Here is a 21,290-nt window from a genome sequence, read left to right as displayed (position 1 = left end):
ATGCTAGAACCGCTGCATGCGTCGACTGCTCGTGTGCGCGCTGCTTGTACTGGCGGCCTCGTCGCCCTCTTCCACGAACGCCACCGACGCGCCCGGCTTGCGGGTGGTCCTCCTGAGCGACTTCAACGGACCGTACGGCTCCACGTCGTACCCCCCGGCGCTCGCGAAGGTCATGCGGCGCGTCGTGAACGAGTTCAAGCCCGACTTGTTCCTGTCCGCCGGAGACGTCGTCGCCGGTCAGAAGCTCGCCTTGACAGACGACACGCGGCGCGCGATGTGGGCGAGTTTCGACCGCGACGTGACGGCCAAGTTGCGCGCAGCGAACATTCCGTACGGGTTCGCGGTCGGCAACCACGATGGTTCGAGTGCGAGAGACGCCAACGGTCGCTTCGTGTTCGCGGCGGACCGAGCGGCCCTCGCGCGGTACTGGCAAGCGCGGCGTCCTCCGCTCGCCTTCGTGGACGACTCGCGCTTTCCGTTCGCCTTCTCGTTCGTGCACGGCGGCGTGTTCTTCCTGATGGTGGACGCGTCGAGCGCGACGTTGCAAGACCGCGCGTGGATAGAGACGCAACTGTCGAGCGAAGCGGCGACGTCCGCCGCGATGCGCGTCGTCGTCGGTCACCTGCCTTTGTTCGGCGTGTCCGAGGGCCGCAGCCGAGCAGGTGAGGTTCTGCAAGGCGGCGAGACGCTGCGCGGGCTCTTCGAGCGCCTGGGAGTGCACACGTACGTCAGCGGGCATCACGCGGCGTTCTACCCCGGGCGGCGCGGACGGTTGAACGTGCTGGCGAGCGGTGGGATCGGCGGGCGCGACCTGCTCGGTCATCCGGGCACGGCCCGCTCCACCGTGACGCTCATGGAAGTGCGGTCCGGGGAAGCGCTGATTCGACTGCGCACCTTCGACGCGGACTCCGAAGCGGAGATCGACGTGGCGACGCTTCCGCCGTTCCTGAACGGCTTTGGGGGTCGCGTGGAACGCGTGAGCGAGCTGCGCTGACCCGTCCCAGGAAGGTGGCGGTACGCCACCCGAACGATGCAAGCCTCGCGAGGTCGGCGATAGCATCGCGCATGCTCTTCGTTCTCGGCGGCGCGTCCGGCTCGGGCAAGTCCACCCTCCTTCCTCTGTTACGCGCCGCGCACCCCTCGGTGCGCTGGCATGACTTCGACGAGCGCTGGCAAGGCGGCGGCAAGGCCGAGCGGCAACGATTGCTGGAAGGCTGGATCGAAACGGCGCTCGAACACGCCGGTGACTTCGGGTTGCTGGGACCGTGTCCGCTCGGCGAGGTGCTCGCCGCGCCCTCGTCAGCGCGTCTGTCGGACGTGCGGCACTTGCTGCTGGACGTGGGGGACGTCGAGCGTATTCGTCGCCTGCGCGCTCGAGGCGACGGGCTCGCGTCGCAGGACATGCTGAATTGGGCGGCGTGGCTGCGCGCGCACGAAGTCTACCCGGATTGGCGACCCGACGTGCTGATCGAGGATGGCTGGAGCGAGATGCGCTGGGAGCGTTGGCATGAACGCCCTGATGTCGCTTGGCCGGGAAGCACCTTCGACGCGACTTCGCTCACGCCCGGCCAAACGGCTTCGCGCGTCGTCGCTTGGGCGCGCTCAAGCGGGAACCTCGGCGTTTGATCGCGCCGACGGACGCGCCTTGGCGGCTCGTGGGTCACGCCGTGGCAGCGCGGCGGCCCAGCACCAAGACCTCACCGTCGTTCGGGACGAGCAGGCGCGCGCTCAGCCCTGCTTGGCGAGCGGCGTCACGCAGGGCCGCGCGGGTGACGGTCATGTGATCGAACGCCTCGAGATGCACCGCGACGACCGTCGCGTCGGGCGCGGCGTTCGCGACCGCCACGGTTTGCTCGGCGTCCATGATGATCGTCGTGCCCATGAAGACCGCGCCGCCCGAGTGGGTGACGATCACGTCGGGCTGAACGTCTCGAAGGACGGCGAGGACGTCCTCGTTCAAGATGGTGTCACCCGCGAGGTACACCGTCGGTTCGCCGTCGGCGCGCAGCACGAAGCCGCTCACCTCGCCCATCGCTTCTCGAACTTTGCCGGTCCCGTGAGCTCCGGGCGTGCGAGTGACGTGTACGCCGTTCCAAGTGCAGTCGCCGTCCACGGGGGTCACGTTCGTGAAACCGGCGCCGCGCAACGCGGCCGTGTCTCCGGGCTGCCCGAGCAAAGGGAGGTTGCTGGGAAGGCGCGGCGGGTCGAGGTCGATGTGGTCGCGGTGCAGATGCGAGACGAGCGCGAGTTCCACGTTCCGCGCGACGTCCTCGGGCGCGACGGGCAGCGCGACCGTGGGATTGAGGCTTTTGCCCGCCAAGCTGGGTTGACTGTGGAGCGGCGCGAGGCACGGATCGAAGAGAAGTTCGTGACCGGCGTACGAGAGGCGCAAGGTGGCATTTCGAATGAGTTGCAGTCGCATGTCAGCTCCATGAAGGGACCGCTCACGCCGCGTCGACGGGTGAGGTGAGAGGCGCAGGCCGATCAGAACGTCGGAGAGATCGGCGCGTGCGGATCGTGCTCGTCGAGGTGGCCCACGTGACGGGCGAGCTTGGCGCGCAGGCGCTTGAGGGCGTCGATGTGCGCGTCGACGTCGGCGATCTTGCGCGCGTACAAGGCCCGGATCTCCTCGGCGGGCACGTCGAGAGGGCCGGGGCCGTGCTGGAAGCAGGGCGCCCAACGTCGAACCTCGTCGAGGGTGAAGCCGACGCCGAGGAACAGCTGGATGAGCCGAACGCGTTCGACGTCCTCGGGGTGGAAGACGCGGTACCGATTGTCGGCGCGAGCGGTGGTGAGCAGGCCGAGGTGATCGTAGTGACGAATGGCGCGCACGCTCACGCCGGTGGCCCTCGCGACTTGTCCGATGCGCAACTTCTCCACGGAACCAGCGTAAACCCTGACATCTATGTCAGGGTCAAGAGGGAAGCGACGTCGAACGGGTCGAGGCTTCCTTCGAGCTTCGCGGACGCCCGCGCGGAGTCAGGACCTCGAAGCGGTCATTCTCCCCGACCCTTGGGCTTCGTCATGCGAGCACCACCCCTCGACGCGCACCCTACGGACAGCGCGACTCGAGTCGCGTGCGCGAAGGAGACGATCATGACACGACCTCTCGAAGGGCAATTGTTGAGTCCGAGCGGACGCGTATACGTGCTGCGCGTCTGGTACGACCCAGAGGCAAGCGCGCCGCGCTGGCGGGCGTCCTTGCAAGAAGGTGGGCACGGCGAGAAGAAGCACTTCGCGAGCATCGACGATTGCGTGGAGTTCCTTTACGGCGTCTTGTTGAGGCGCTGACACGCCACCCAGGATCCTCCGCGAAGGGCGAGGCCGAGCAAGTTCGGCCTCGCCCTTCGCGGTCCTGGAAGGAACGGCGAGGCCGCCATCGGTCTACCATCCTTCGTCTGACAAGGTGTGCGGAGTTCGAAGCGCGTTCATCTCGCCGCGCTTCGCGAAAGGACCGTTCATGACTCTTCGACGACGCCTCGTGCTCACCGCAATGATCTTCGCTTGGCCTGCCCACGGCGCTTTCGCCGCGAACGTGCCCGCCGCCCTCGTCGGCGAGTGGCTTGTCGGACCTCAGTACCCCCAGGGCGTCTACACGTCCGACTTCGGAGGGGCGAACGCGGACGCGCGGCGTCTGCTGCTCAACAAGGACGGGACGTACGTCTTCAGCGAATTCGAGTCCTTTCAATCGCTTCAAGGATTCGGGATGTCCGGCTACCAAATCACGTGCCAAAGCATGAGCGTCACGGTGGAGCGCGGCACTTATCAAGTCTCGGGCGGCAACATCACCTTCAAGACCTCGAAGGTCGACAAGAAGCTCGGCTACTCACCCGACCGCCTCAACAACGGATGCCGACGGCAAGGAGCGAGTCTCACGTCGAAGGCCGTGTCGGAGACGGCCACGATGACATGGTCGATCGCCAAGGGCGAGCTCACCTTCAAGACGAAAGAGGGAAGCGCGACGTACGTGCGCCGAACGCCCGAGAAGCCTGCTCCGCCCTCGCCGGAAGCGACCCGTCTTCGCCCCGAGTTGCGCGGCGAATGGCACAGCGGGCGCCTGTCGCCCATCGAGTACTACAACACGGCGACGGGCAAGTGGGCGGAAGCGAGCGGAACGAGCGTCATCCTCAAGTTGCGCGACGACCTCTCGTACGAGCGCACGGGACTGCTCGTCGTGACGACGTACGGTTGCACGTCGAAACTGCTCGTGCAGGAAAAGGGCAAGGTCACGCAGAACGGCTCGATGCTGACGTTCACGCCCACGACGAGTTCCGCCGTCGGGTACACCTGCACGCCGAGCAAGACCTCGACGCAGAAGAACCACGTCAAGCCGTACACCGAGCGAGCCCTCGTCAAGATCGAGTCGAACGGTCAGCACGTCCTGTCACTCACGTCCGGAAGCGGCGAGACGCTCTTCAACCGCCCGCTGGGCACGCCGCCCGAAAGCAAGCCCGGCGCGAACACCGGCACGATGACGCCGCCCCCGCCGAGCGCGGGAAGCTCGCCGACCGCGAGCTTCGACACCCCGAACTCCACGGCCCCGACGAAGCCGAGCCCCACACCCGCGAAGTGGACGGCGACGGGCGCGTGGGACGCGGTCATCACCGTGGGAACTCGAACGTTCAAGGTGCGGCTCGACTTGTACGACGACTCGCCGCGCATCCTCGGCGGGGGCGGCGAAAGCGTGGAGTACGCCAACGGCAACAGCGAGACGGGCGCGCTCGACATCGGCTTGGAAGTGGACGACCGCACGATGGAGCTCAAAGTGCAGGGACGCTTCGACGGCGACCGTTACACGGGTTCGGTACGCTGGACGAACTACGAGGGCGAGGACCTCGGGCGCGGCACCCTCACCATGACGAGACGCTGACGTGGAATTCGGTGGAAGGACGGTCCTTGCTCGGAACCGCCCTTCCACCGAATTCCACGACGAGGGCATTCCACCGAGCGGCGAACCACCCCGTGTTCGACGGTTCGGCCGAGCGTGGAGGGTCGGTGGAGCGCCCGCCTCGCAAGGTGAAGTCGCGTCGCGCGGCGCGCCGCTTCGATTCATCCGATCGTTCCTCGTCTTAGGCTATCCTTGAGGTACATGAATCGAAATCCCTGGCACCTTCAACTGCTTGGCTCGGTTCATCTTCGAGGGCCCAGCGGCGTGGAGCAGCGTCCGGAACGCAAGCTCGCCGCGTGCCTCGCTTACTTGGCGTTGGAGGGCGGCACACCACGCGGAAAGCTCGTGGGGTTGCTGTGGCCGGACTCGCCCGAGCAAACGGCGCGCAACAACCTCTCGCAAATGCTGCGCAAGTTGCGCTTGTTCGCGAGCACCGACCTCGTGACGGGAGGTGACGTGCTGGACTTGTCTCCCACCGTTGAGGTGGACGCCGCCCGCATGCGCGATCACTTCACCCAAGGGCGAGCGTCCGAACTGCTGACGCAGCGCGGGGAGTTGCTCGCCGGGTTGCGCTACGACGATTGCCCCGACCTCGACGATTGGGTCGCCGCCGAGCGCGAGCGGTTCGAGGAATGGCGCGGCGTCGCCCTGCGCAACGAGATCATCCGCTTGGAACAAGCCGGAGCGTACGAGGCGGCCCTGCTGCACGCTCGGACGTTGCTGGACCTCGATCCCGTGTCGGAGGACGCCCACCGCCGAGTGATGCGGCTGCATTACCTTTCCGGGGATCGTCCGGCAGCGTTGCGAGCGTACGAGCGGTGCAAGGACATGCTGCGCCGCGAGTTCGGCACCGAGCCTTTGCCGGAAACGACGGCTTTGCGCCGCGAAATCGAGCGAGGCACCGTACCTGTCCCGGCACCCGCCGTGCGAACCGAACTGCCCGTCGCGGTGCTGCGTCCTCCGCACCTCGTCGGACGGGAAGCGGAGTGGGCGCGGATGGAAGCGGCGTGGACGGCAGGTCAGTGGATTTTCATTTCCGGCGAGCCGGGCTCGGGCAAGACGCGCCTCGCGTTGGACTTCGCCGCGAGCAAGGGCGGCTACATCGTCTACTCGGGGCGGCCCGGCGACCGAGTGCAGCCTTGGGCGACCTTGACGCGCATGGGCCGCATCAACACAGCGCGGTTTCCCGACTTGCACCTGGAGCCTTGGGTGCGGCGCGAAGAGTCACGTCTCGTCCCGGAGTTGCTGCCTGCCGACGAACGACCTTCACCGATCACGAACGACGAGGAACTGCTGCGCTTTCGTGAAGCGCACAAGATCTGGACGATCGCGGTGCACGAGGGGTTGCTCTCCAACGTCTGCGACGACTGGCAGTTCTTCGACGACCACACCAACCAGATGGGTCTGTACATGTTCGGCACCTCGTTTCCCCTGGGGCAAGGCGGCATGCCCATGCTGCTCGCGACTTACCGAAGAGGCGAACTTCCGCCCGAAAGCGCCGAGCTCGTCCGGCAGACCGTGGAGCAGGGCATCGCGGTCCTGATCGACCTCAAACCCATGGACGAAGAGGCCGCCGACCGATTGATGACGGACATCGGCGTGCCGCCCGATCCCGCCTTGCGGCGGCGGTTGTGGAAGCACTCGGCGGAAAATCCGCACTTCCTGCTCGAAACGGTCAAGTTGCTGCTCGAGGCGGGCCGATTGAACGGCCCCCTGCCCGAACCCCTGCCGCTGCCCGAGAAAGTCTGGGCGTTGATCGGGCGCCGGTTGGAACGTCTCTCGCCGCCCGCGCTGCAAGCCGCGCGAGCGGCGGCGATCTTGCAAAGCGACTTCGACCCCGAGCAGGTCGCGCAGATGCTGGGCGCTCCGCTGCTCGACATCGCGCAGGCGTGGGAGGAACTCGAAGCGGCTCAAGTGCTCGGTGGGTCGCGCTTCACGCACGACCTCGTGTACGAGGCGGTCGCGGCGAGCATTCCGGGTTCGGTGCGCTCACTGCTGCACAGAGCCGCCGCGCGAACGCTGGAAAGCGGGTTGGGCGGCGCGGCGCGCGTAGCACACCACTGGCAGGAGGGCGGCAAACCGGAGTTCGCCGCCCGAGCGTACTTGCGCGCCGCGCGCGAGGCGCACGATCAGTACCTGCTCGCCGACGCCCGGCGCTTCTACACCCTGGCCGCCGAGCTTTTGGAAGGCCAGGCAGATCGGAGCGAAGCGGCCGAGGCGAAAGCGGCGCTCGCACGACTCGCCGCGCCGACCGAAGAGGCGCCGACCCGACCGTCCGTCTGAAACGGCGCCTTCCTCGATTCGGCTCGTCCACGCGAGCGCGGCACGAAGGTCCGCCCAGGCCATCGCGCGTTCAGCGCGTTCTCGTCAAGGTCCAGCCGAGCTTCCAATCCGTTTTCTGCACGAACAACTCCGACGTGCCCTCGGTTTGGCCTCGCAGCATGTCGGGACGCGACGGAAACACCGGGCCCTCGATCGGAAACGTCGGCAGGTCGGCCGTGGTTCGAGTCTGCTTGGTGTTCGAACGGTCGTTCGTCGTGTTCGCGCATCCGTCCTTGTAAATGTCGGTCTTGCGGTCCTGGCCGATCATGAGGACGTTTTGCGGGGCGAGCGCCAGCGAGTAGCGGCCATTGGCGAGGAACAGGCGCGCCTCGATGGTCGCCTTGACCTCGCCTTTCATCTCGAAGCTGCGTCCGTACACGAAGTGGTGACGCAAGATCGTCGGCCCGAACGCCTGGCAAATCTCGTTGATGCGCTTTTCCATTTGGCCCGAATCGGAGTAGGAGGCCGAGCCGACCTGTTCGAGCACGAGCACCGTGCTCGTCGGGCTTTCCTCACGCGAGCCGACGACCTTGAAGGTTTGCGTTTGCTTCGCGATCTCGATGCCCGCTCCTTGGAAGCCGTCGCGCATCTTCCAGACGTCCGTGCCCTCCTCGGTGTAAGTGATCGTGCCTTCCCAAGAGGCGGGCTCGACGACTTGCACGTTCGCGACGAGGGTGACGCGCCCGAGCTCGGGATCGTTCACTTCCACCGACACGGCCACCGGATTGCGGCTCGGCTTCTTGGCGGGAGCGGTGTACACCGCTTGTCCCCCCTGGCCCGCTTTGATCGTGCCGACGCTGGCATTGCCGCCGGGCGTGCCGTTCACCGACCAGTTCTTCGCGGTGCTCGTGAAGAACGAAGGTTCGCACAGATACGAAGGCGTGTTCGGCGGGAGGGCAATGCCGCTCGCCGCGAAGTTCACGCACGCGACGAGATCGAGCGTCAAGCTCGCGCCGACCTTCACCTCGGCTTGCAGCGGCGTGAGCTGAATGCCCTTGAGGTTCGACGATCCACGAGATTCGAAGGTGGACGTGGGCGCAGGCGGCGCGGCGGTGCTCGTGTTCGGCTTCACGCCGGGCGGAAGTCCCTGCGAGCCGTTCCAAACGGGCTGCGCCGTGCCACCGCTCGCGATGGCGGCGCTCAGCAGGGCGCACAGCAACAAGGGTCGTTTCATGATGTCCTCCTGTGGATGGGGGGCGCGTGGAGCGCGAGCGAGGCGGGAATCGAGCGGTAGGAATCCGGGCGAGGGGGACGCCGGCGGCTTCTCGCGTCTAGAAACTTCGGGACGTCGAGGGTGACGGCTGGCGTCTTCCTTGCCGTGCGACGAGGACACCATGCCTCGGACGGCCTGATTGCGTCGTGATCGAGGGCGGTGGTCGCCTTTGAACGGCGTTCGATACTCCGACGCCCCTGGATGGCTGCCCGCACGCATCGTTTTCCTCGCGAGGGCGACGTCGCGGCCCGATCACGACGCAATCAGAGGCGTGGATCTAAGGTTCGATCACGACTCGGAGCGCCACGGCGTCTCCACAGGAGGAACCATGCCGTCCAGCCCGCCGTCCGCCGCCACCCCTCGATACGGTCGATGCCTCTTCGTCGCGGCGCCACAAGTTCGGCCGAGTGAGAGCGTTCCACGGCAAGCCCGGGCCGCCCGCGAATCCTCGATGTTCCTGTTTCAGCGTGGCCCGCCGCTCGAAGCCCGCTCTTGACGCGAAGGCGAGTTTCCGCGCCGACAGCAAGGCGCGATCGCCGCTCCTCACTCCTCGCTCGAGCCTGCTCGCGATTCGGCCAAGTCGAAGGCGAGCCCGAAGGAAAACCATGAAGACGACCGAATTCCGCCCGACGCCCTTCGCCTCCTCCCGTCCCGTCTCGCCCCGCTCCAACCTCCTTCGGCACCTGCCCGCCGCCCTCTCGTTCGGCGTGCTTTCCACGGCGTTCGCCGCTCCGGGCGTCGACCTGAAAGGCGCGGTCTTGTGCCTGAGTCCCCTGCTGACCGTCACGGCGTCGACCGAAGCGGGGCTCACGATGTCGCTCGTCGGGCTGGACGGCCAAGCCTACGCCGACGTCAAGACGCTGTTGCGCGCCGGGGGCGTACGCTACCGCGAAGAGCACGTGTGCAAGAAATCGGACGCGAGCCTCAACATGGTTTTGGAAGTGCGTCCGATTCGGGGAAGCGCCTCCGTCGAGACGCGCGTGTCGACGTACGTGGAGAACGAGACCAAGCCGGGCGCGAGTTCTTGGCTGGGCGGCGAACTTCGCTGGTCGGCGGTGAGCTACGGCAAGGTCAATCCCACCGAGGCCGAGGTCCGAGCCGATTTGTTGAAGAACACGCGAAGCTTGCTGAACCGACTCGTGAGCGATTGGAAGTCGTCCAACCGCTGAGCGTGCGACCCACCCGAAGGCTCGCTCGGGCGTGAAGGAAGGCATGAGAAGCGAGACCTCGGAGTGCGCGAGACACTCCACGGCACGTCGATTTCGTCGAGGGGCGGACGCCTCGCTTCTCGTCACCCGGCGACCTTCTTGCCTTCTGAGCGCGACTCCACGGTCGATGAATTCAAGGAGCTTCTCGCAAACGCTATCCTGCGCGCATGAGTTGTCAACGTCGCGAAGGGACGTACGACTGGTACGGCGCGCACGACACCGAACGGCGCTACCCGAGCGACGCGTCCACCTCGGAAGGCGACCGCCGAGATCCGTTCGATCGGGACCGGGCGCGCATCATCCACTCGGGGGCATTTCGGCGTTTGCAAGGCAAAAGTCAGATCTTCACGGCCGGTTGGTCGGGGTTCATGCGCACCCGCGTCACGCACGCCATGGACGTCGCGCAAATCGCGCGGACGATCGCGTCGAACCACGGCTTGCCCGGCAGTCTCGCCGAAGCGGCGGCGCTCGCGCACGACCTCGGTCACCCACCGTTCGGCCACAACGGCGAAGACGCCCTCAACGCCTGCATGCGCTCTTACGGCGGCTTCGAAGGAAACGCGCAGACGTACCGCATCCTGACGCGACTCGAGCCGCTCACGACGCGTCATCCTGGCGTGAACGTCACGCGCGCCGCGCTGCTGGGCGTCTTGAAGTACCCGGGCGGTCGAGGAGACGTTCCGGCGCTTTATGACGACGACGCGCGAGACGACGCCGGTTGGCTTTACGCGGACGTGCCCGAGGGCTCCGTGCTGCCGCGCAGCATCATCTGCCAAATCATGGATTGGGCGGACGACATCGCCTACAGCGTGCACGACTTGGAGGACGGCGTGTCGAGCGGCTTGCTGTCGCACCATACCCTCACGACCTCCGAAGCGGTCGAGCGCGTGACGCACCGAGCACGCCGCTCTTGGGCGAGCGTCGACGAGAGCGACGTGCGCGGCGTGCTGAGCGACCTTCACGCGCGTCTCGACGACGGGCGAAGCTTGCAACCGTCCACGGCGCGCGTTCGCGAAGTGGAAGCCGCGTACGTGCACCGCTTCGTCACCGCGACCGCGATCGAATGCCTCGGCGCGCCGCGATCCTCCTTCGACTTCACCTTGCGCGTTCCCGAGGACATCGCCGTGGAGTGCGTGATGCTCAAGGCCATCACGCAAGAATTGATTTTGCGCGATCAGCGTACGGGCGTGTACGCGCGTCAAGCCGTGCGAATCGTAACGGACTTGTTCGAATTGCTGCTCGATACGGCCCTCGGCGATCTCGACGACATTCGCGCCGCCGTGTTGCCCTCGAACGTGCGCAAAGCGCTCGAAGTCCTGCCTTCCGAAGGCGAGCGCGCCCGCGTCGTGTGTGACTTCATCGCCGACATGACGGACGCGCAGGCCAGCCAGTACCATCAGCGGTTGTTCAGCGCTCGGCAAAGCTCGCCGTTCACGCCTCTTTGAACGCCTCCGTTCAAGCGCGTTCCTTGAGCTCCACGATGAGGTTTCGGTACGGTGCGTCCCCGACGTTGACGAGCCGTTCATGCAAGAGACCGTCGCCCGCTTTGAGGAACACGACTTGATCGTCGACGTACCTCACGTCCTCGCTTCTCGCCGCGTCGGGGTGAACGTGGCGCAGCGCGCCTCCTTGAACGACGATGAAGCAAAAGTCGAGTCGGTGTACGTGAGCCGGAAGCGATTCGCCCGGGGCGAGCCGCAAATCCCACACGCGCACCCGCTCGTTTTCGAAGAGAAGCTTCGTGCCGACGTCTTCGCTGAAGTGTCTTGTCATGCTTTCATCTCAGCACGCGACCAGCCGCTCGGTCTCTTCAGGGGCGCTCACCCTTCGAGGAGGCAGGTCGCTTCATCGGTGTTCGGCCCACGCTCCAAGCCGAACACCGATGTCGCCGCGCTCGAAGTCAGGACGGCGAGAGGCTGGCGCGGTCGTAGAGGTCACCGCCCCACAACTGTTCTTCGCCGGCGTGCTCGGCTTCGCGTCCGACCACGCCGTCTTTGCGTAGGAAGCTCGCGAGGACGAACGTCTGCGAGGGCATGCCTTCCAGGCTGTACCCTCCTTGAACGTGCGAATCGTTGGTGTGGCCGACGAAACGATCGTGCTGATGCTGGTACGTCACGGTCACCACGTCACCGGGGCGCAGGCCGGTCACGCCGGGATCTTGCACTTTCCCGACGAAGTGACGGGACGTTTCGGACGAATCGATATGCCATCGGCCCTTCAGCGTGAAGTTGCTCATACATCGTCTCCTCTCGCGTCCTACGTGAACGTCGTGCTTTCGGGCGTCACCCTTGGGGCGAGTCGCCGTCGTTCATGGTGCGAAATGTTTCCAAAGCCACGATGGGAGTGGTCTTCACACCATGAAGCTCTCAGACAATTTGTCCAGACGACCGTGGTCTTCACGTCGGGCCCAGGCAGGCCCGCCGCTTGCCCAGGCTCGGTGTGCCGCAGTTCGAGCGGGCAGCGTTCGGGAAGGCCGCTCGGTCGCGGCTATCAGCGAAAGGCAGGGCTCGGCGGCGCGCTCCTGCTTTCGAGCGGTCGGTCATCCGGTCGCGCCGGTCACCTGCGAGAATGACGCGATGACTGCGGAAGACAGCTCCCGACGCGCGCGCAACAAGCCTTCGCGCGCGGACATGAACGAACTGCTCGGCGAAGTCGACACGTACGCCGACTCGACGTTGCGTGACGAGCACACGGCCGTGCGCGAAAAGAAGTCGAAGCGGCCGCAAGTGCCGCTCGCGCAACGCGGCGGCCTCGACGTTCCGAAGGTGAGCGCGAAGTCTCTCGGCCACGATCACCCCGACTTCGCGCGGGAGACGACGCACCTCAAAGGCACCGTCGAGACGATGGCGCGGCGCATCCTCAAGCTCGAAGACATCGACCACCTCGACCTCGGCGCGGACGACGACACGGGCTTCGTTCAAAAGCTCGACGGTGAAGCGGAAGCGGCCGAGCTCAGCTTGCAGTTGCGCCAACCGTACTTCGGGCGCATGGTCGTCAAGATCGGCGGGCGCGTCACGGTGCTGAGCTTGGCGAAGTACCCGTTCTACGATCCCGGCGGGCAGTACTCCACCACCGATTGGCGCAGTCCCGTCGGGCAACTCTTCTACAACGACGCCGTGACGTGGAAGGCCGGGAAGGCCCAGGGAGAAGTCCTCTTGAAGCGCGCGACGGACATTCGCGACCGCCAACTTCAAGGGATCGCCGATTTGTACCTCAAGCCGGGCGCGGAAGACCTCGCGGGCTTGGCCGTGCCGATCGGCGCTTCACGCGAGGAAGCGGCGGCCAAAGCGGCGGCGGCGGCGGCGGCCCTCAGCGGCAAGGGCCGCGAGGACGTGCTCATGGCGCGCCTCTCGGAAGCCGCGTCCGGTGGAATGCGCGACATCGTCTCCACCATTCAACCCGAACAAGACGCCCTCATCCGAGCGGCGGGCCGCGCCCCGCTCGTCGTGCAAGGACCTGCCGGGTCGGGCAAGACGAGCGTCGCCTTTCACCGCGCCGCGTACCTGGCGTTCAAGGACCGCGAGCTTCACGAGCGCATCGATCCACGCGCGTCGCTCGTTCTCATGCCCAACCGCGTGCTGGCGGACTTCGCGTCGAAGGTGCTTTCACCGCTCGGACTCGACGGTCTTCCGATCGTCACGCCCGAAGCGTGGATGCTCGATCAACTCGGGCAAAGCGGTGAGGTCGCCGTCGTCGACCGCACGTTGAACTTGCTGCTCGGCGACGCGGACCGCAAGGAAAAGCAGACGGCGTGGCTTCGCGCCAAGGCGATGGGCGACGCGAAGATGCTCGACGTGGTGCGCCGCGCGCTCGAAGCGCGCTTTCGCGAACGCCTCGAGCGGTTGCAGTTCAAGACGGACCTCGTCCTCGAAGACGACAAGGGCAAGGCGAAGACCGTGACGGTGGAACTCACGCCGCGCATGCTCGACGCGGTGCTCACGAGCGCGCTCGAGCGAAGCGCGAGCGGTGAAGCCACCGTCGACGGCCTGCGGCGTACGTTCGAGCGCGACCTCGTGACGCGCCTCATGAAAGCGGCGAAGCGCGACGACGCCGAAGCGCGCCTCGCCATCGAGCGGCAACTCGAACGCGAACTCGCCGCGCTGTCCTCGCGCGTGTTCTCGATCGACACGCCCTTGAACGAAGCGCGGCGTCTCCTCACCCGTCCCGACGTGTTGCGCGACGCCGCGAAGGGCTTGTTGGACCCCGCGCGCGTGCGCGCCTTGTGCTCGGCGGACCCGCTCTTGAAAGTGCACGTGTCCACGGCGGCGATGAAGGCGGGCGGCGCGACCGCCGGGCGGCGCATGGGGTGGGTCGACGTGCTCGAACTGCCCGTGGCTTTGTGCGTCAAGGCCGTCACGAGCGGCTTGGGCCGCAAGCTCGCGCGCGGGCAGGATCGCTACGATCACGTTCTCGTCGACGAAGCGCAAGATCTCAGCCCGCTGCAGTACCGCTTGCTGCGCGAAGTGACCCGCTCGGGAGCCTTGTCGCTGTTCGGCGACGCCTCGCAAGGCATTCACGGCTACCGCGGCGTGTCCAACTGGGACCAAGCCCTCGCGGCGATGGGCGGGGAAGTCGGCTCGACGCGCTTCTTGCGGCGCACGTACCGTTCGACTCGGCAAATCGCGGATCTCAGCGCGAACGTCGCGGCGGCGTACGCGAAAGGCGAAAGCTACTTGCCCGAGGCGGTGCCGCGTGACGGCGCGAACGTGCGGCGCGTTCCGTGCCCGCCGGGCGAGTCGCTCGAACTCGTGACGGCGCGCGCCGTGAAGGACGTGCAAGCGCTGGGCTTCGCGAACGTCGCGGTGATTCGCCGTCGCGCGGGCGGATGCGTGGAGTTCGCGCGCGCGCTCGTCGACGAGGACGTGGACGCCACGGCGATTCATGACGAAACGGGACGCTACCGAGGCGGGGTGGTGGTGGTGCCCGTGCACCTTGCCAAAGGGTTGGAGTTCGACGCCGCCGTGGTGGTCGGGGCAGACGAAAGCGGGTACGCCAGAGACGTGGAGTACGACCTGAGGTTGTTGTACGTGGCGGTGACGCGTGGACAGCACGCGTTGGCGCTCGTGCATCAAGGCGTCGTTCACCCGCTTCTCGAAGCGTAGGAGCTTCGCGCAAGGAAGGCCGCGTCACTTTTCCGGGAACACGTCAGCGACGTCCACCGGACAGTGACGCGCCTTCGCGTGAGGGCGTCACCTTGCCGCGAGGACTCACAGCGCTGCCCGCACGCGGGCGACCTCGTTCAAGCCGCTCGCGTCACCGAGGCGCTCGTACAAGTGCTGGGCGTGCGCGCACCACTCCAGCGCCTCGCCGACGCGGAAGGCGCTCGCCGCTTGCCGCGCCGCCTTCAACAGCCAAGGTGCCGTTCGCGCGGCGTCCTCGCCCTGCTGCCAATGCCGCGCGACACGCGCCGCCATCGCGCCGCGCTCCTCGAGGGCTTGCGCGGCGCGGCGATGCAGCATGCGGCGTACCGTGGCGGGAATGTCTGCTTCGACGGCTTCGTAGACGAGGTCGTGGGTGAAGCGCGTGCCGTTCACGACCGACGCCGCTTCGAGCTCCTCCCACAGTTCCGCGACGCTCAACAAAGGCGCGCCGAGCATGTGGGCGACGAGGTCGAGGTCGAAGTCGCTTTGCAGCACGGCGGCGGCGCGCGCGGCGAGGAGCGCCGAGGGCGACAAGCGCGCGAGTCGACTCGTGATCGTGAGCCCCACGTTTCGTGGCAGCAATCGCTCGGGCAGCGTGTCGTCGAGGTGCTCCGTCTCCACGAGGTGCTGAACGGTTTCCAGCACGAAGAACGGGTTGCCGCCCGTCGAGTGCGCCAAGGCGGTGGCGTGCCGCGCGGACGTCGGCATGTCCAGCGACGCCACGAGGCGCTCCACGTCCGCCACCGAAAGGGGTTGCAATTCCAAGTGAAGCGCCGCGCCGCGCTCGCACAACACCTGCAGACGTTTCACCAACGCGTCGGGCAGCTCGTTCGAGCGGAAGGTGGAGATCAAGCGGGGCCTTCGATCGGGCGGCGCGTGCAGCGTCGCTTGCGAGAAGATGAATTCGCCGAGTTCGAAGCTCGCGCGGTCGTAGTACTGCGTGTCGTCGTCCACGGTGCACACGACGTGCGCCGCCTCGTGCGCCAGCACGCTCGCCGCCGCCTCGAAGAAGCGCGTTCGCGCCGCTTCCTCGCGCATCGGTTCGAGCGGCGCGCCGTCATCGGAGAGTTCGGGCAGGATGCGCGACAGTTCTCGTCGCACCCACGGTTGTGACGCGGCGTCCGGGTACGCGCGGAGGATGCGGCGCAAGTTGCGAGCCGCCGCCGCGTACGGCACGGTCGCGTCGCCCGGACGCGCTTCTTGGCGTGCGACGGCGCCTTTGCTCGACGCGAATTCGTACGCGAGCCTCGACTTGCCGACGCCGGGCGCGCCGCTCAAAAAGATCGGCAAGCCACGCGCCCACGCGTCCTCCATGGCCGCCCACTCGAGTTCGCGTCCCACCAAGTCGGGCGAGCGCAACGCGCCGTGAGGTCGCTGTGGCACGACCGTCACTCGAGGAACGGTGGCTTGGGCGCCTCGCTTCACTTCGTCGGCGAGCCGCTCGGTCTCGGCGGACGGCTCCGCTCCCAACTGGTCGCGCAACACGCGACGGCACGCTTCGAACGCTTCGAGCGCCGCTTGCTGCTCGCCCGCGAGGTAGCGCAAGCGAATCACGCGCCGCCAAGCTTCTTCGGACAACTCATTGCTTTTCAGGAGCGCGAGCGCCGCCTCGGTCGCCTCGGCATACCGTTCGGCCTCCTCCAGCTCCGCCGCTCGCCGAGCGAGGTGCGCTTCGCGTGAAGCCGAAAGCTGCTCGCGGCGAGCCATCAACCAATCCTCGAAGTCGGGAAGATCCGAGAAGTCGAAGGTGCTCAACAGCGTCTGCGCCGAGGTCGTCTCGAGGTCGAACGCCAAGGTGACGGCCGGCGAGGCTTCGAGAAGCGCGTCGCCTTGGACGAGCGGCTCACCGACCGAGCGCTTGAGCCTCAACAGCAATTGCGCCAGATTGTTGCGTGCGGTGACTTCGGCCACGTCCGCGTACAACAAGCCCGCGAGGCGAGAGCGGGGCGTGCTTCCCTCGCGCAGCAAGTACACCAGCAGCGCGGCCGTACGACGATCGAGCGCCACCGATCGTTCGGCGGGTCCGACCAGCCGCGCTTCTGCGAACGCCCGCACCTCCCAGCGCTCCTGCATGTCCATTCACGAGCAGTGTAACAAACGTCTGGCGCGACAAGATGACACGACGCTTCTTCGCCTGCGCCGCCTCGCCGCTCGTCGAGGCGAGCGGTGGTGGAAGGATGACCGCACGGGCGAGCAGACAGCGACGCCGAGGTTGCCCGTGCACTCGAACGCGTGAATCCAAGGGGTGATCGCCTCGTCCACGTTCACCTTGACGACGGTCCGTTCACCGTCGAGATTCAGGGGTGAACGCTGTCGTTCACCCCTGATAGCTTCATGGTTGTTCTGGCCGTGAGGAGGGCGTGGTCGTCTTGCCCTCCACCGGGAGCGCGATCACTTGCGCGTGAGGTTCACGGTGGTGATCGAAGAGCCCTCGGGCGAATCGAAGATGGACTGGCCTCGAATCACGTCCGGGGACGGGTCTTCGTCGACGACTCCGCCGAGGCTGCAGAAGCGTGACGTGTTCATCGGGAGCCACCAGTTGCCCAACTCGGTGAGCTGGTCATTCCACCAGTAAAACTTCTTGATGCCCGTGATGTAATCTTCCGGCATGTAGTCGATGCCCAAGGTGCCCGCCGACCGCGTGGTGCTGCCTGACCGATCGCCCTGCGCCGTGTAGATCCAGTACTTGCCGTCCGCATACAGAGATTTGGACCAGTGGTCCACCGTGTAGGTCCAGTCGAAGGCTTGTTGCCCGCTGGCGTCTATCGCGCCGAAGGTGCAGGTGTGCTTGCCCGTTTCGTGCTTGGTGTACTGACTGCCGTCACTCGACGTCTGCTGCGAGTCGTGACTCCATGAGTGCGTGATCGTCCCGTACCAGGCAGACGGAACAGGAGCGGGCGGCGGCAGCGGATCGGCGTCGGCCGCGCTCACGGCCACGGTGATCTTGGCGTCGTCGCCAAGTTCGAGCGGAAAGCTCAAGAGGCCGCTCGACACGAACGCCCGCAAAGTCACGGTCTGCCCGACGTCCGACGAGGCGGGCGTCCACGGAAACTCGAAGTGCGTCTGCCACGGGGTCGGCGTCGCCACGCCCACGTACGTCAGCACGCCGTCACGGTCGCGGTACAACCGCACTTCCGACGGGCTGTACCAACCGTCGACGAATTCGATGTTGGCCGGGTTGAGGTCCACGTTGATCACCGTCGCCTGCCCGGCCTTCGCCTGCGCGGGACCGCTCAGCGTGCCGTTGGGAGAGCGTGAGATCGTCACTTCGCGTTGCACGCCGAAGTTGCCGATCTTCCACTGGCCGCGCGATCTCACCAAGCCCGCGAGGTCCTGCAACGTCGACCCCGGAGTCAACGCGACGACCTGCTTGAACGTGTAGCTCGACGCGTAATCGTTCGCGCCCGCCTGCGCCGTTTCCGTCGAGAAGTTGCCTTCGAGCTTCGGGCCGAACGTCAGCTCCACCGCTTCGATCGACGGTCCGCCCAGCCAGGGAAACGCGCGGATGTTGAGCCCCGTCACGCCTTGCACGGCGAGGCTGCCTTCGAAGCGGAAATCGTCGTAGAAGTTGGGCAGCTTCACTTTCGGCGTCAAGGTCGTCGTCGTGTCACCCTCGTCGATGGACGTGATGGTGTCCGTCACGTCGCTGTACGTGATGCCCTGCCTCTTCTTCGACGTGACTTTGCCTTCGACGGCGAACTGGGCCTTGCCGAGCTTGAGCTTGCCTTCGAGCCCCACGCTCAACCCGATCGGCACGGTCGGCGCCATGATCATCGCGAGAGGACCGGAAATCGGCACGGGCACTTCCGCGAAGATCGCCTTGCACTTGAGCTCGCCTTGCGCGCCGAGATCCACGTCGAACCCACCCGTGATGGTGCCCGACAATTCACCCGACGTGACGGCGACCAAGTTCTGCAGTTGACCGTTGGCCATCATCACCGCGAAGTCCACCTCGATCTTGTTCTCGATCTTCAAGCTCAGCAGATCGCCCGAGAGCAAGGTGTCGAGGGTGCTGTTGCACTTGAACGGCCCCACGCTCCACTCGACCTTCGCGAACGGCCCAGGCAACGTCACGTTCGGGAGCCCTTGCGCTCGCATCGCCGAGCGGCGAGTTTCGTTCTTGGGGAGGCGGTAGCTGACGGTGAGGCTGCCGTCCGCGTGACGTTCGACCTTCTCGGGCGCTTGCGCGCCCGTCAGCGGCACGACGTCGCTGGACGTCAGCGTCGCGTGTTGCGCCACGTTCAGCTCTCGGTAGATGTCTCCGAGCGGCACCGTCTCGAGCGTCACCACCGCTTGCCCTCCGCTCGAAACGCTGCTCAACACCCGCCCGCTGATCGGGGACGTGCCGCTCGACAACAGCACCTGCCCGGCTTTGGGATGCACGCCGCTCAAGGTCACCTGGAAGCGCGCGCCCGTCAAGGAACCGCTCGGCGCGGGAAGGAGCGCAACGGCGCCCGAAGCGATCTGCGCGTCGCTCACGACCAAGGCGTTGTCGTTGAGCTTGGCGACCGTCACGAGGACCGGCTTGGACTTCACGCCGCCCACGTCCGCCGTGATCTGGCTGGACCCGACGGCGACCTTCGCGGTGACTTTGCCTTTGCTGTCGACGGTGACGGCGGCCGGGTTGCTCGACGTCCACTTGACGCTCGCGCTGACCTTGCGGCCCGAAGCGTCGAAGGCGGTGGCTTGCAGGGTGGTGGACGCGCCGATGGCGGTGAGGAGCGAGGAAGTCGGCGTGACTTCCAAGCGGGCGACGGGCAGGCGCGCCGCCGCCTCCATCACGGCGCCCTCCCCGTCCGAAGCCGAGGTGGGAGGCGTGAAGGTACTGCAAGCAGAGAGCGTCAAGGACAACAGCGCGATGGCGGACAGCGAGCGGATACGAGACATGGTTCCTCCTGAAGCCCGCTTGGAACGGGCGGAATCGAGTGACTCGAAGGTAGGGGCGGCGCGGTGGTGACGCCATGACCGCTCGATACGCGCGTGGCACGTGACTGCGCCGAAGAAGCTTCGCGGCGAAGGTCGGCCGGCCGCGGTTCATGACGCCGGCCGCGACTTCCTGATTCCTGCTCGTCTCGGCCTCGGCGCCGCGGGATGGCGGAAGGGTCGAGCGAGCTTCGATTATCGTTTTCTGTATGCGTGTTCCTCCGCCCACCGCCTGGCTCGGCGTCTTGCTCTTCACCGCGTGCACGCCCGTGCCCCTCACCGCCAGCGCCGCACGGTCCGCTTTCGCCGCCGAGCTGCGACTTCGTCTGCAAACGGTCGCACCCGACGCCGAAGTCACCGAGCTCACTTCCGAAGTCACGCGTGACGGCGGCATGCTGGTGAACGGGAAGTTGCGAGGTCGCGCGTTCGCCTTGCGGTTCCCGCCCGCCTGGAATCGCCAGACGGTCCTTTTCGCGCACGGGTACACCGATCCGAACGGCACGCCCGACGTGATTCCGTCGGATCCGACCACGCCGGAAGTCGCGCAGGGCCTCTTGAAGACCGTGTACGAGCAAGGCTTCGCGGTCGGTTACAGCGCCTTCGACAAACGCGGCTTCGCGGTCACGTCGGCCATCGAGAACACGGTCGCCTTGAAGCGCTTCACGGACCGCTTGGGCTCCGTTCGCGCCTACGCGACGGGCGGCTCGATGGGCGGCAGCGTCGTGGTTCTCGCCGTGCAGCGGTACCCCCGAGAGTTCGCGGGAGCGTTGGCGGTGTGCGGCGTCGTCAGCGACTGGGAGGACACCGTCAACTACGTCACGCATGTCCGGGCGCTCTACAACTACTTCAGCGAGGACACGCCGTACGCCTTGCCGGGCACGCACGACGTCACGCGCGCCTTGCCGAGCGCCACGATGGGAGACGTCACCTTGACTTTGTTGAAGTTGTACGTTCACGCCAAACTCGACGCGCGAAGTCAAGCGGCACAAATCTTGAATCGCACGCTCAGCGCCGTTCCAGGCGTTCGAAGCCGCCCGGAGTTCTCCACGCTGGTCGTGAGCTTGCTGCCGCAATTGGTGGGTATCGACGACTTCACCGCCGACGCGGGCGGTTCGATTCTCGACAATCACGAGACGCGGTACCGCTCGTCCTTGTTGAGCGAGCGTGAAAACGCCGCCTTGAACGAAGGCATCCAACGGTACCGCGCCGATCCGCAAGCCGTCACGCGCTTCAATCGCCAGTTCGGCAGCATCGGCGAGATGCCCGTGAAATTGCTGACGGTGCACAACGCGTACGATCCCCTCGTGTCCTACGAGCACGAGGAGCGGTTACGGGAGCGCGTCGCGCGAGCGCAGCAGTTGGGCCACCTCGCGCAGCAGACGTTGCCGACCCGCAACGAGGCCTTGCCGCTGCCGGTCTTGAGCCTGCTCGGTCCCGCCGTCGGCGCGGCGCACTGTGGATTCACGCCGCAGCAATCGGAGCGCGCTTGGAACGATTTGAGAACGTGGGTGGAGCGCGACGTGAAACCCGCCGAGTCCTTTCGCGTGGACCTCGACCGCTGAGGGGCGAGGCGATGAACGACGCGCGCTTCGCTC

Annotated in this window: 16 protein-coding genes; 9 read left to right on the top strand and 7 right to left on the bottom strand. The window is 66.4% G+C overall.

Annotated elements, in window-relative coordinates; all coding sequences use genetic code 11:
- The first annotated feature begins 16 nt into the window (after positions 1-16).
- Together DES52_RS10155 and DES52_RS10150 are read left to right on the top strand one after the other, a co-directional pair.
- Positions 17-994 carry a metallophosphoesterase family protein gene (locus tag DES52_RS10155; RefSeq protein WP_110886708.1) on the top strand — a complete coding sequence of 326 codons (978 nt, stop codon included), beginning with the start codon at positions 17-19 and terminating at the stop codon, positions 992-994.
- A 71-nt stretch (positions 995-1,065) separates the two neighbouring features.
- Positions 1,066-1,626, top strand: a complete 561-nt coding sequence (locus tag DES52_RS10150) for a hypothetical protein (RefSeq protein ID WP_110886707.1) — start codon at positions 1,066-1,068, stop codon at positions 1,624-1,626.
- A 34-nt stretch (positions 1,627-1,660) separates the two neighbouring features.
- Here DES52_RS10150 and DES52_RS10145 read toward each other — a convergent pair whose 3' ends face one another.
- Together DES52_RS10145 and DES52_RS10140 are read right to left on the bottom strand one after the other, a co-directional pair.
- Positions 1,661-2,422 (bottom strand): MBL fold metallo-hydrolase, encoded by a 762-nt coding sequence (locus DES52_RS10145; RefSeq protein ID WP_110886706.1) that lies wholly within the window; start codon positions 2,420-2,422, stop codon positions 1,661-1,663.
- A 62-nt stretch (positions 2,423-2,484) separates the two neighbouring features.
- Positions 2,485-2,880: a MerR family transcriptional regulator gene (locus DES52_RS10140; protein ID WP_110886705.1), complete on the bottom strand. Its 396-nt coding sequence runs from the start codon at positions 2,878-2,880 to the stop codon at positions 2,485-2,487.
- Between the two features lie 216 nt (positions 2,881-3,096).
- On the opposite strand from DES52_RS10140, the gene DES52_RS10135 reads away from it, so the two are divergent.
- The 3 genes from DES52_RS10135 to DES52_RS10125 all read left to right on the top strand — a co-directional run bounded on the left by DES52_RS10135 (position 3,097) and on the right by DES52_RS10125 (position 7,171).
- Positions 3,097-3,291, top strand: coding sequence for a hypothetical protein (locus DES52_RS10135; RefSeq protein ID WP_110886838.1), 195 nt, complete (start codon positions 3,097-3,099; stop codon positions 3,289-3,291).
- A gap of 169 nt (positions 3,292-3,460) precedes the next feature.
- Positions 3,461-4,870, top strand: coding sequence for a hypothetical protein (locus tag DES52_RS10130; RefSeq protein ID WP_146237247.1), 1,410 nt, complete (start codon positions 3,461-3,463; stop codon positions 4,868-4,870).
- A gap of 219 nt (positions 4,871-5,089) precedes the next feature.
- Positions 5,090-7,171 carry an ATP-binding protein gene (locus DES52_RS10125; protein WP_110886703.1) on the top strand — a complete coding sequence of 694 codons (2,082 nt, stop codon included), beginning with the start codon at positions 5,090-5,092 and terminating at the stop codon, positions 7,169-7,171.
- Positions 7,172-7,241: 70 nt separating this feature from the next.
- On the opposite strand, the gene DES52_RS10120 is transcribed toward DES52_RS10125, so the two are convergent.
- A complete protein-coding gene (locus DES52_RS10120; protein WP_110886702.1) occupies positions 7,242-8,384 on the bottom strand; it encodes a hypothetical protein in 1,143 nt (380 codons plus the stop codon).
- A gap of 644 nt (positions 8,385-9,028) precedes the next feature.
- Here DES52_RS10120 and DES52_RS10115 point away from each other — a divergent pair.
- Together DES52_RS10115 and DES52_RS10110 are read left to right on the top strand one after the other, a co-directional pair.
- Complete coding sequence (locus tag DES52_RS10115; RefSeq protein WP_110886701.1) at positions 9,029-9,592, top strand: hypothetical protein; 564 nt, start codon at positions 9,029-9,031, stop codon at positions 9,590-9,592.
- A gap of 206 nt (positions 9,593-9,798) precedes the next feature.
- The gene (locus DES52_RS10110; protein WP_110886700.1) at positions 9,799-11,076 is read left to right on the top strand and encodes a deoxyguanosinetriphosphate triphosphohydrolase family protein; all 1,278 of its coding nucleotides are present in this window, start codon (positions 9,799-9,801) and stop codon (positions 11,074-11,076) included.
- Positions 11,077-11,086: 10 nt separating this feature from the next.
- On the opposite strand, the gene DES52_RS10105 is transcribed toward DES52_RS10110, so the two are convergent.
- Together DES52_RS10105 and DES52_RS10100 are read right to left on the bottom strand one after the other, a co-directional pair.
- Positions 11,087-11,404 (bottom strand): cupin domain-containing protein, encoded by a 318-nt coding sequence (locus DES52_RS10105; protein ID WP_110886699.1) that lies wholly within the window; start codon positions 11,402-11,404, stop codon positions 11,087-11,089.
- A 127-nt stretch (positions 11,405-11,531) separates the two neighbouring features.
- Entirely contained in the window at positions 11,532-11,867 is a 336-nt protein-coding gene (locus DES52_RS10100) for an SH3 domain-containing protein (protein WP_110886698.1), read from the bottom strand.
- 340 nt (positions 11,868-12,207) lie between these two features.
- Between DES52_RS10100 and DES52_RS10095 the strand changes: the two genes are divergently transcribed.
- Complete coding sequence (locus tag DES52_RS10095; RefSeq protein WP_110886697.1) at positions 12,208-14,733, top strand: HelD family protein; 2,526 nt, start codon at positions 12,208-12,210, stop codon at positions 14,731-14,733.
- 105 nt (positions 14,734-14,838) lie between these two features.
- Here the strand turns inward: DES52_RS10095 and DES52_RS10090 are convergent, their stop codons facing one another.
- Both DES52_RS10090 and DES52_RS10085 read right to left on the bottom strand, forming a co-directional pair.
- A complete protein-coding gene (locus DES52_RS10090; RefSeq protein ID WP_110886696.1) occupies positions 14,839-16,851 on the bottom strand; it encodes an AAA family ATPase in 2,013 nt (670 codons plus the stop codon).
- Between the two features lie 312 nt (positions 16,852-17,163).
- Positions 17,164-19,659, bottom strand: a complete 2,496-nt coding sequence (locus tag DES52_RS10085) for an Ig-like domain-containing protein (RefSeq protein WP_110886695.1) — start codon at positions 19,657-19,659, stop codon at positions 17,164-17,166.
- Positions 19,660-19,904: 245 nt separating this feature from the next.
- Here DES52_RS10085 and DES52_RS10080 point away from each other — a divergent pair, with 245 nt between their 5' ends.
- Positions 19,905-21,257 carry an alpha/beta hydrolase family protein gene (locus tag DES52_RS10080; protein WP_110886694.1) on the top strand — a complete coding sequence of 451 codons (1,353 nt, stop codon included), beginning with the start codon at positions 19,905-19,907 and terminating at the stop codon, positions 21,255-21,257.
- Positions 21,258-21,290 lie beyond the last annotated feature (33 nt).

It is taken from the genome of Deinococcus yavapaiensis KR-236 (genome assembly GCF_003217515.1).
GTDB classification, from domain to species: Bacteria; Deinococcota; Deinococci; order Deinococcales; family Deinococcaceae; genus Deinococcus_A; species Deinococcus_A yavapaiensis.
Note: the sequence above shows the minus strand (reverse complement) of the source record. Positions and strands in the feature narration are given on the sequence as shown.

What these genes read in the sequence shown, in the direction of transcription:
- DES52_RS10155 (WP_110886708.1), top strand. Translation starts at nt 17, where the DNA reads ATGCGTCGACTGCTCGTGTGCGCGCTGCTTGTACTGGCGGCCTCGTCG.
- DES52_RS10150 (WP_110886707.1), top strand. Translation starts at nt 1,066, where the DNA reads ATGCTCTTCGTTCTCGGCGGCGCGTCCGGCTCGGGCAAGTCCACCCTC.
- DES52_RS10145 (WP_110886706.1), bottom strand. Translation starts at nt 2,422, where the DNA reads ATGCGACTGCAACTCATTCGAAATGCCACCTTGCGCCTCTCGTACGCC.
- DES52_RS10135 (WP_110886838.1), top strand. Translation starts at nt 3,097, where the DNA reads ATGACACGACCTCTCGAAGGGCAATTGTTGAGTCCGAGCGGACGCGTA.
- DES52_RS10130 (WP_146237247.1), top strand. Translation starts at nt 3,461, where the DNA reads ATGACTCTTCGACGACGCCTCGTGCTCACCGCAATGATCTTCGCTTGG.
- DES52_RS10125 (WP_110886703.1), top strand. Translation starts at nt 5,090, where the DNA reads ATGAATCGAAATCCCTGGCACCTTCAACTGCTTGGCTCGGTTCATCTT.
- DES52_RS10120 (WP_110886702.1), bottom strand. Translation starts at nt 8,384, where the DNA reads ATGAAACGACCCTTGTTGCTGTGCGCCCTGCTGAGCGCCGCCATCGCG.
- DES52_RS10115 (WP_110886701.1), top strand. Translation starts at nt 9,029, where the DNA reads ATGAAGACGACCGAATTCCGCCCGACGCCCTTCGCCTCCTCCCGTCCC.
- DES52_RS10110 (WP_110886700.1), top strand. Translation starts at nt 9,799, where the DNA reads ATGAGTTGTCAACGTCGCGAAGGGACGTACGACTGGTACGGCGCGCAC.
- DES52_RS10105 (WP_110886699.1), bottom strand. Translation starts at nt 11,404, where the DNA reads ATGACAAGACACTTCAGCGAAGACGTCGGCACGAAGCTTCTCTTCGAA.
- DES52_RS10100 (WP_110886698.1), bottom strand. Translation starts at nt 11,867, where the DNA reads ATGAGCAACTTCACGCTGAAGGGCCGATGGCATATCGATTCGTCCGAA.
- DES52_RS10095 (WP_110886697.1), top strand. Translation starts at nt 12,208, where the DNA reads ATGACTGCGGAAGACAGCTCCCGACGCGCGCGCAACAAGCCTTCGCGC.
- DES52_RS10090 (WP_110886696.1), bottom strand. Translation starts at nt 16,851, where the DNA reads ATGGACATGCAGGAGCGCTGGGAGGTGCGGGCGTTCGCAGAAGCGCGG.
- DES52_RS10085 (WP_110886695.1), bottom strand. Translation starts at nt 19,659, where the DNA reads ATGTCTCGTATCCGCTCGCTGTCCGCCATCGCGCTGTTGTCCTTGACG.
- DES52_RS10080 (WP_110886694.1), top strand. Translation starts at nt 19,905, where the DNA reads ATGCGTGTTCCTCCGCCCACCGCCTGGCTCGGCGTCTTGCTCTTCACC.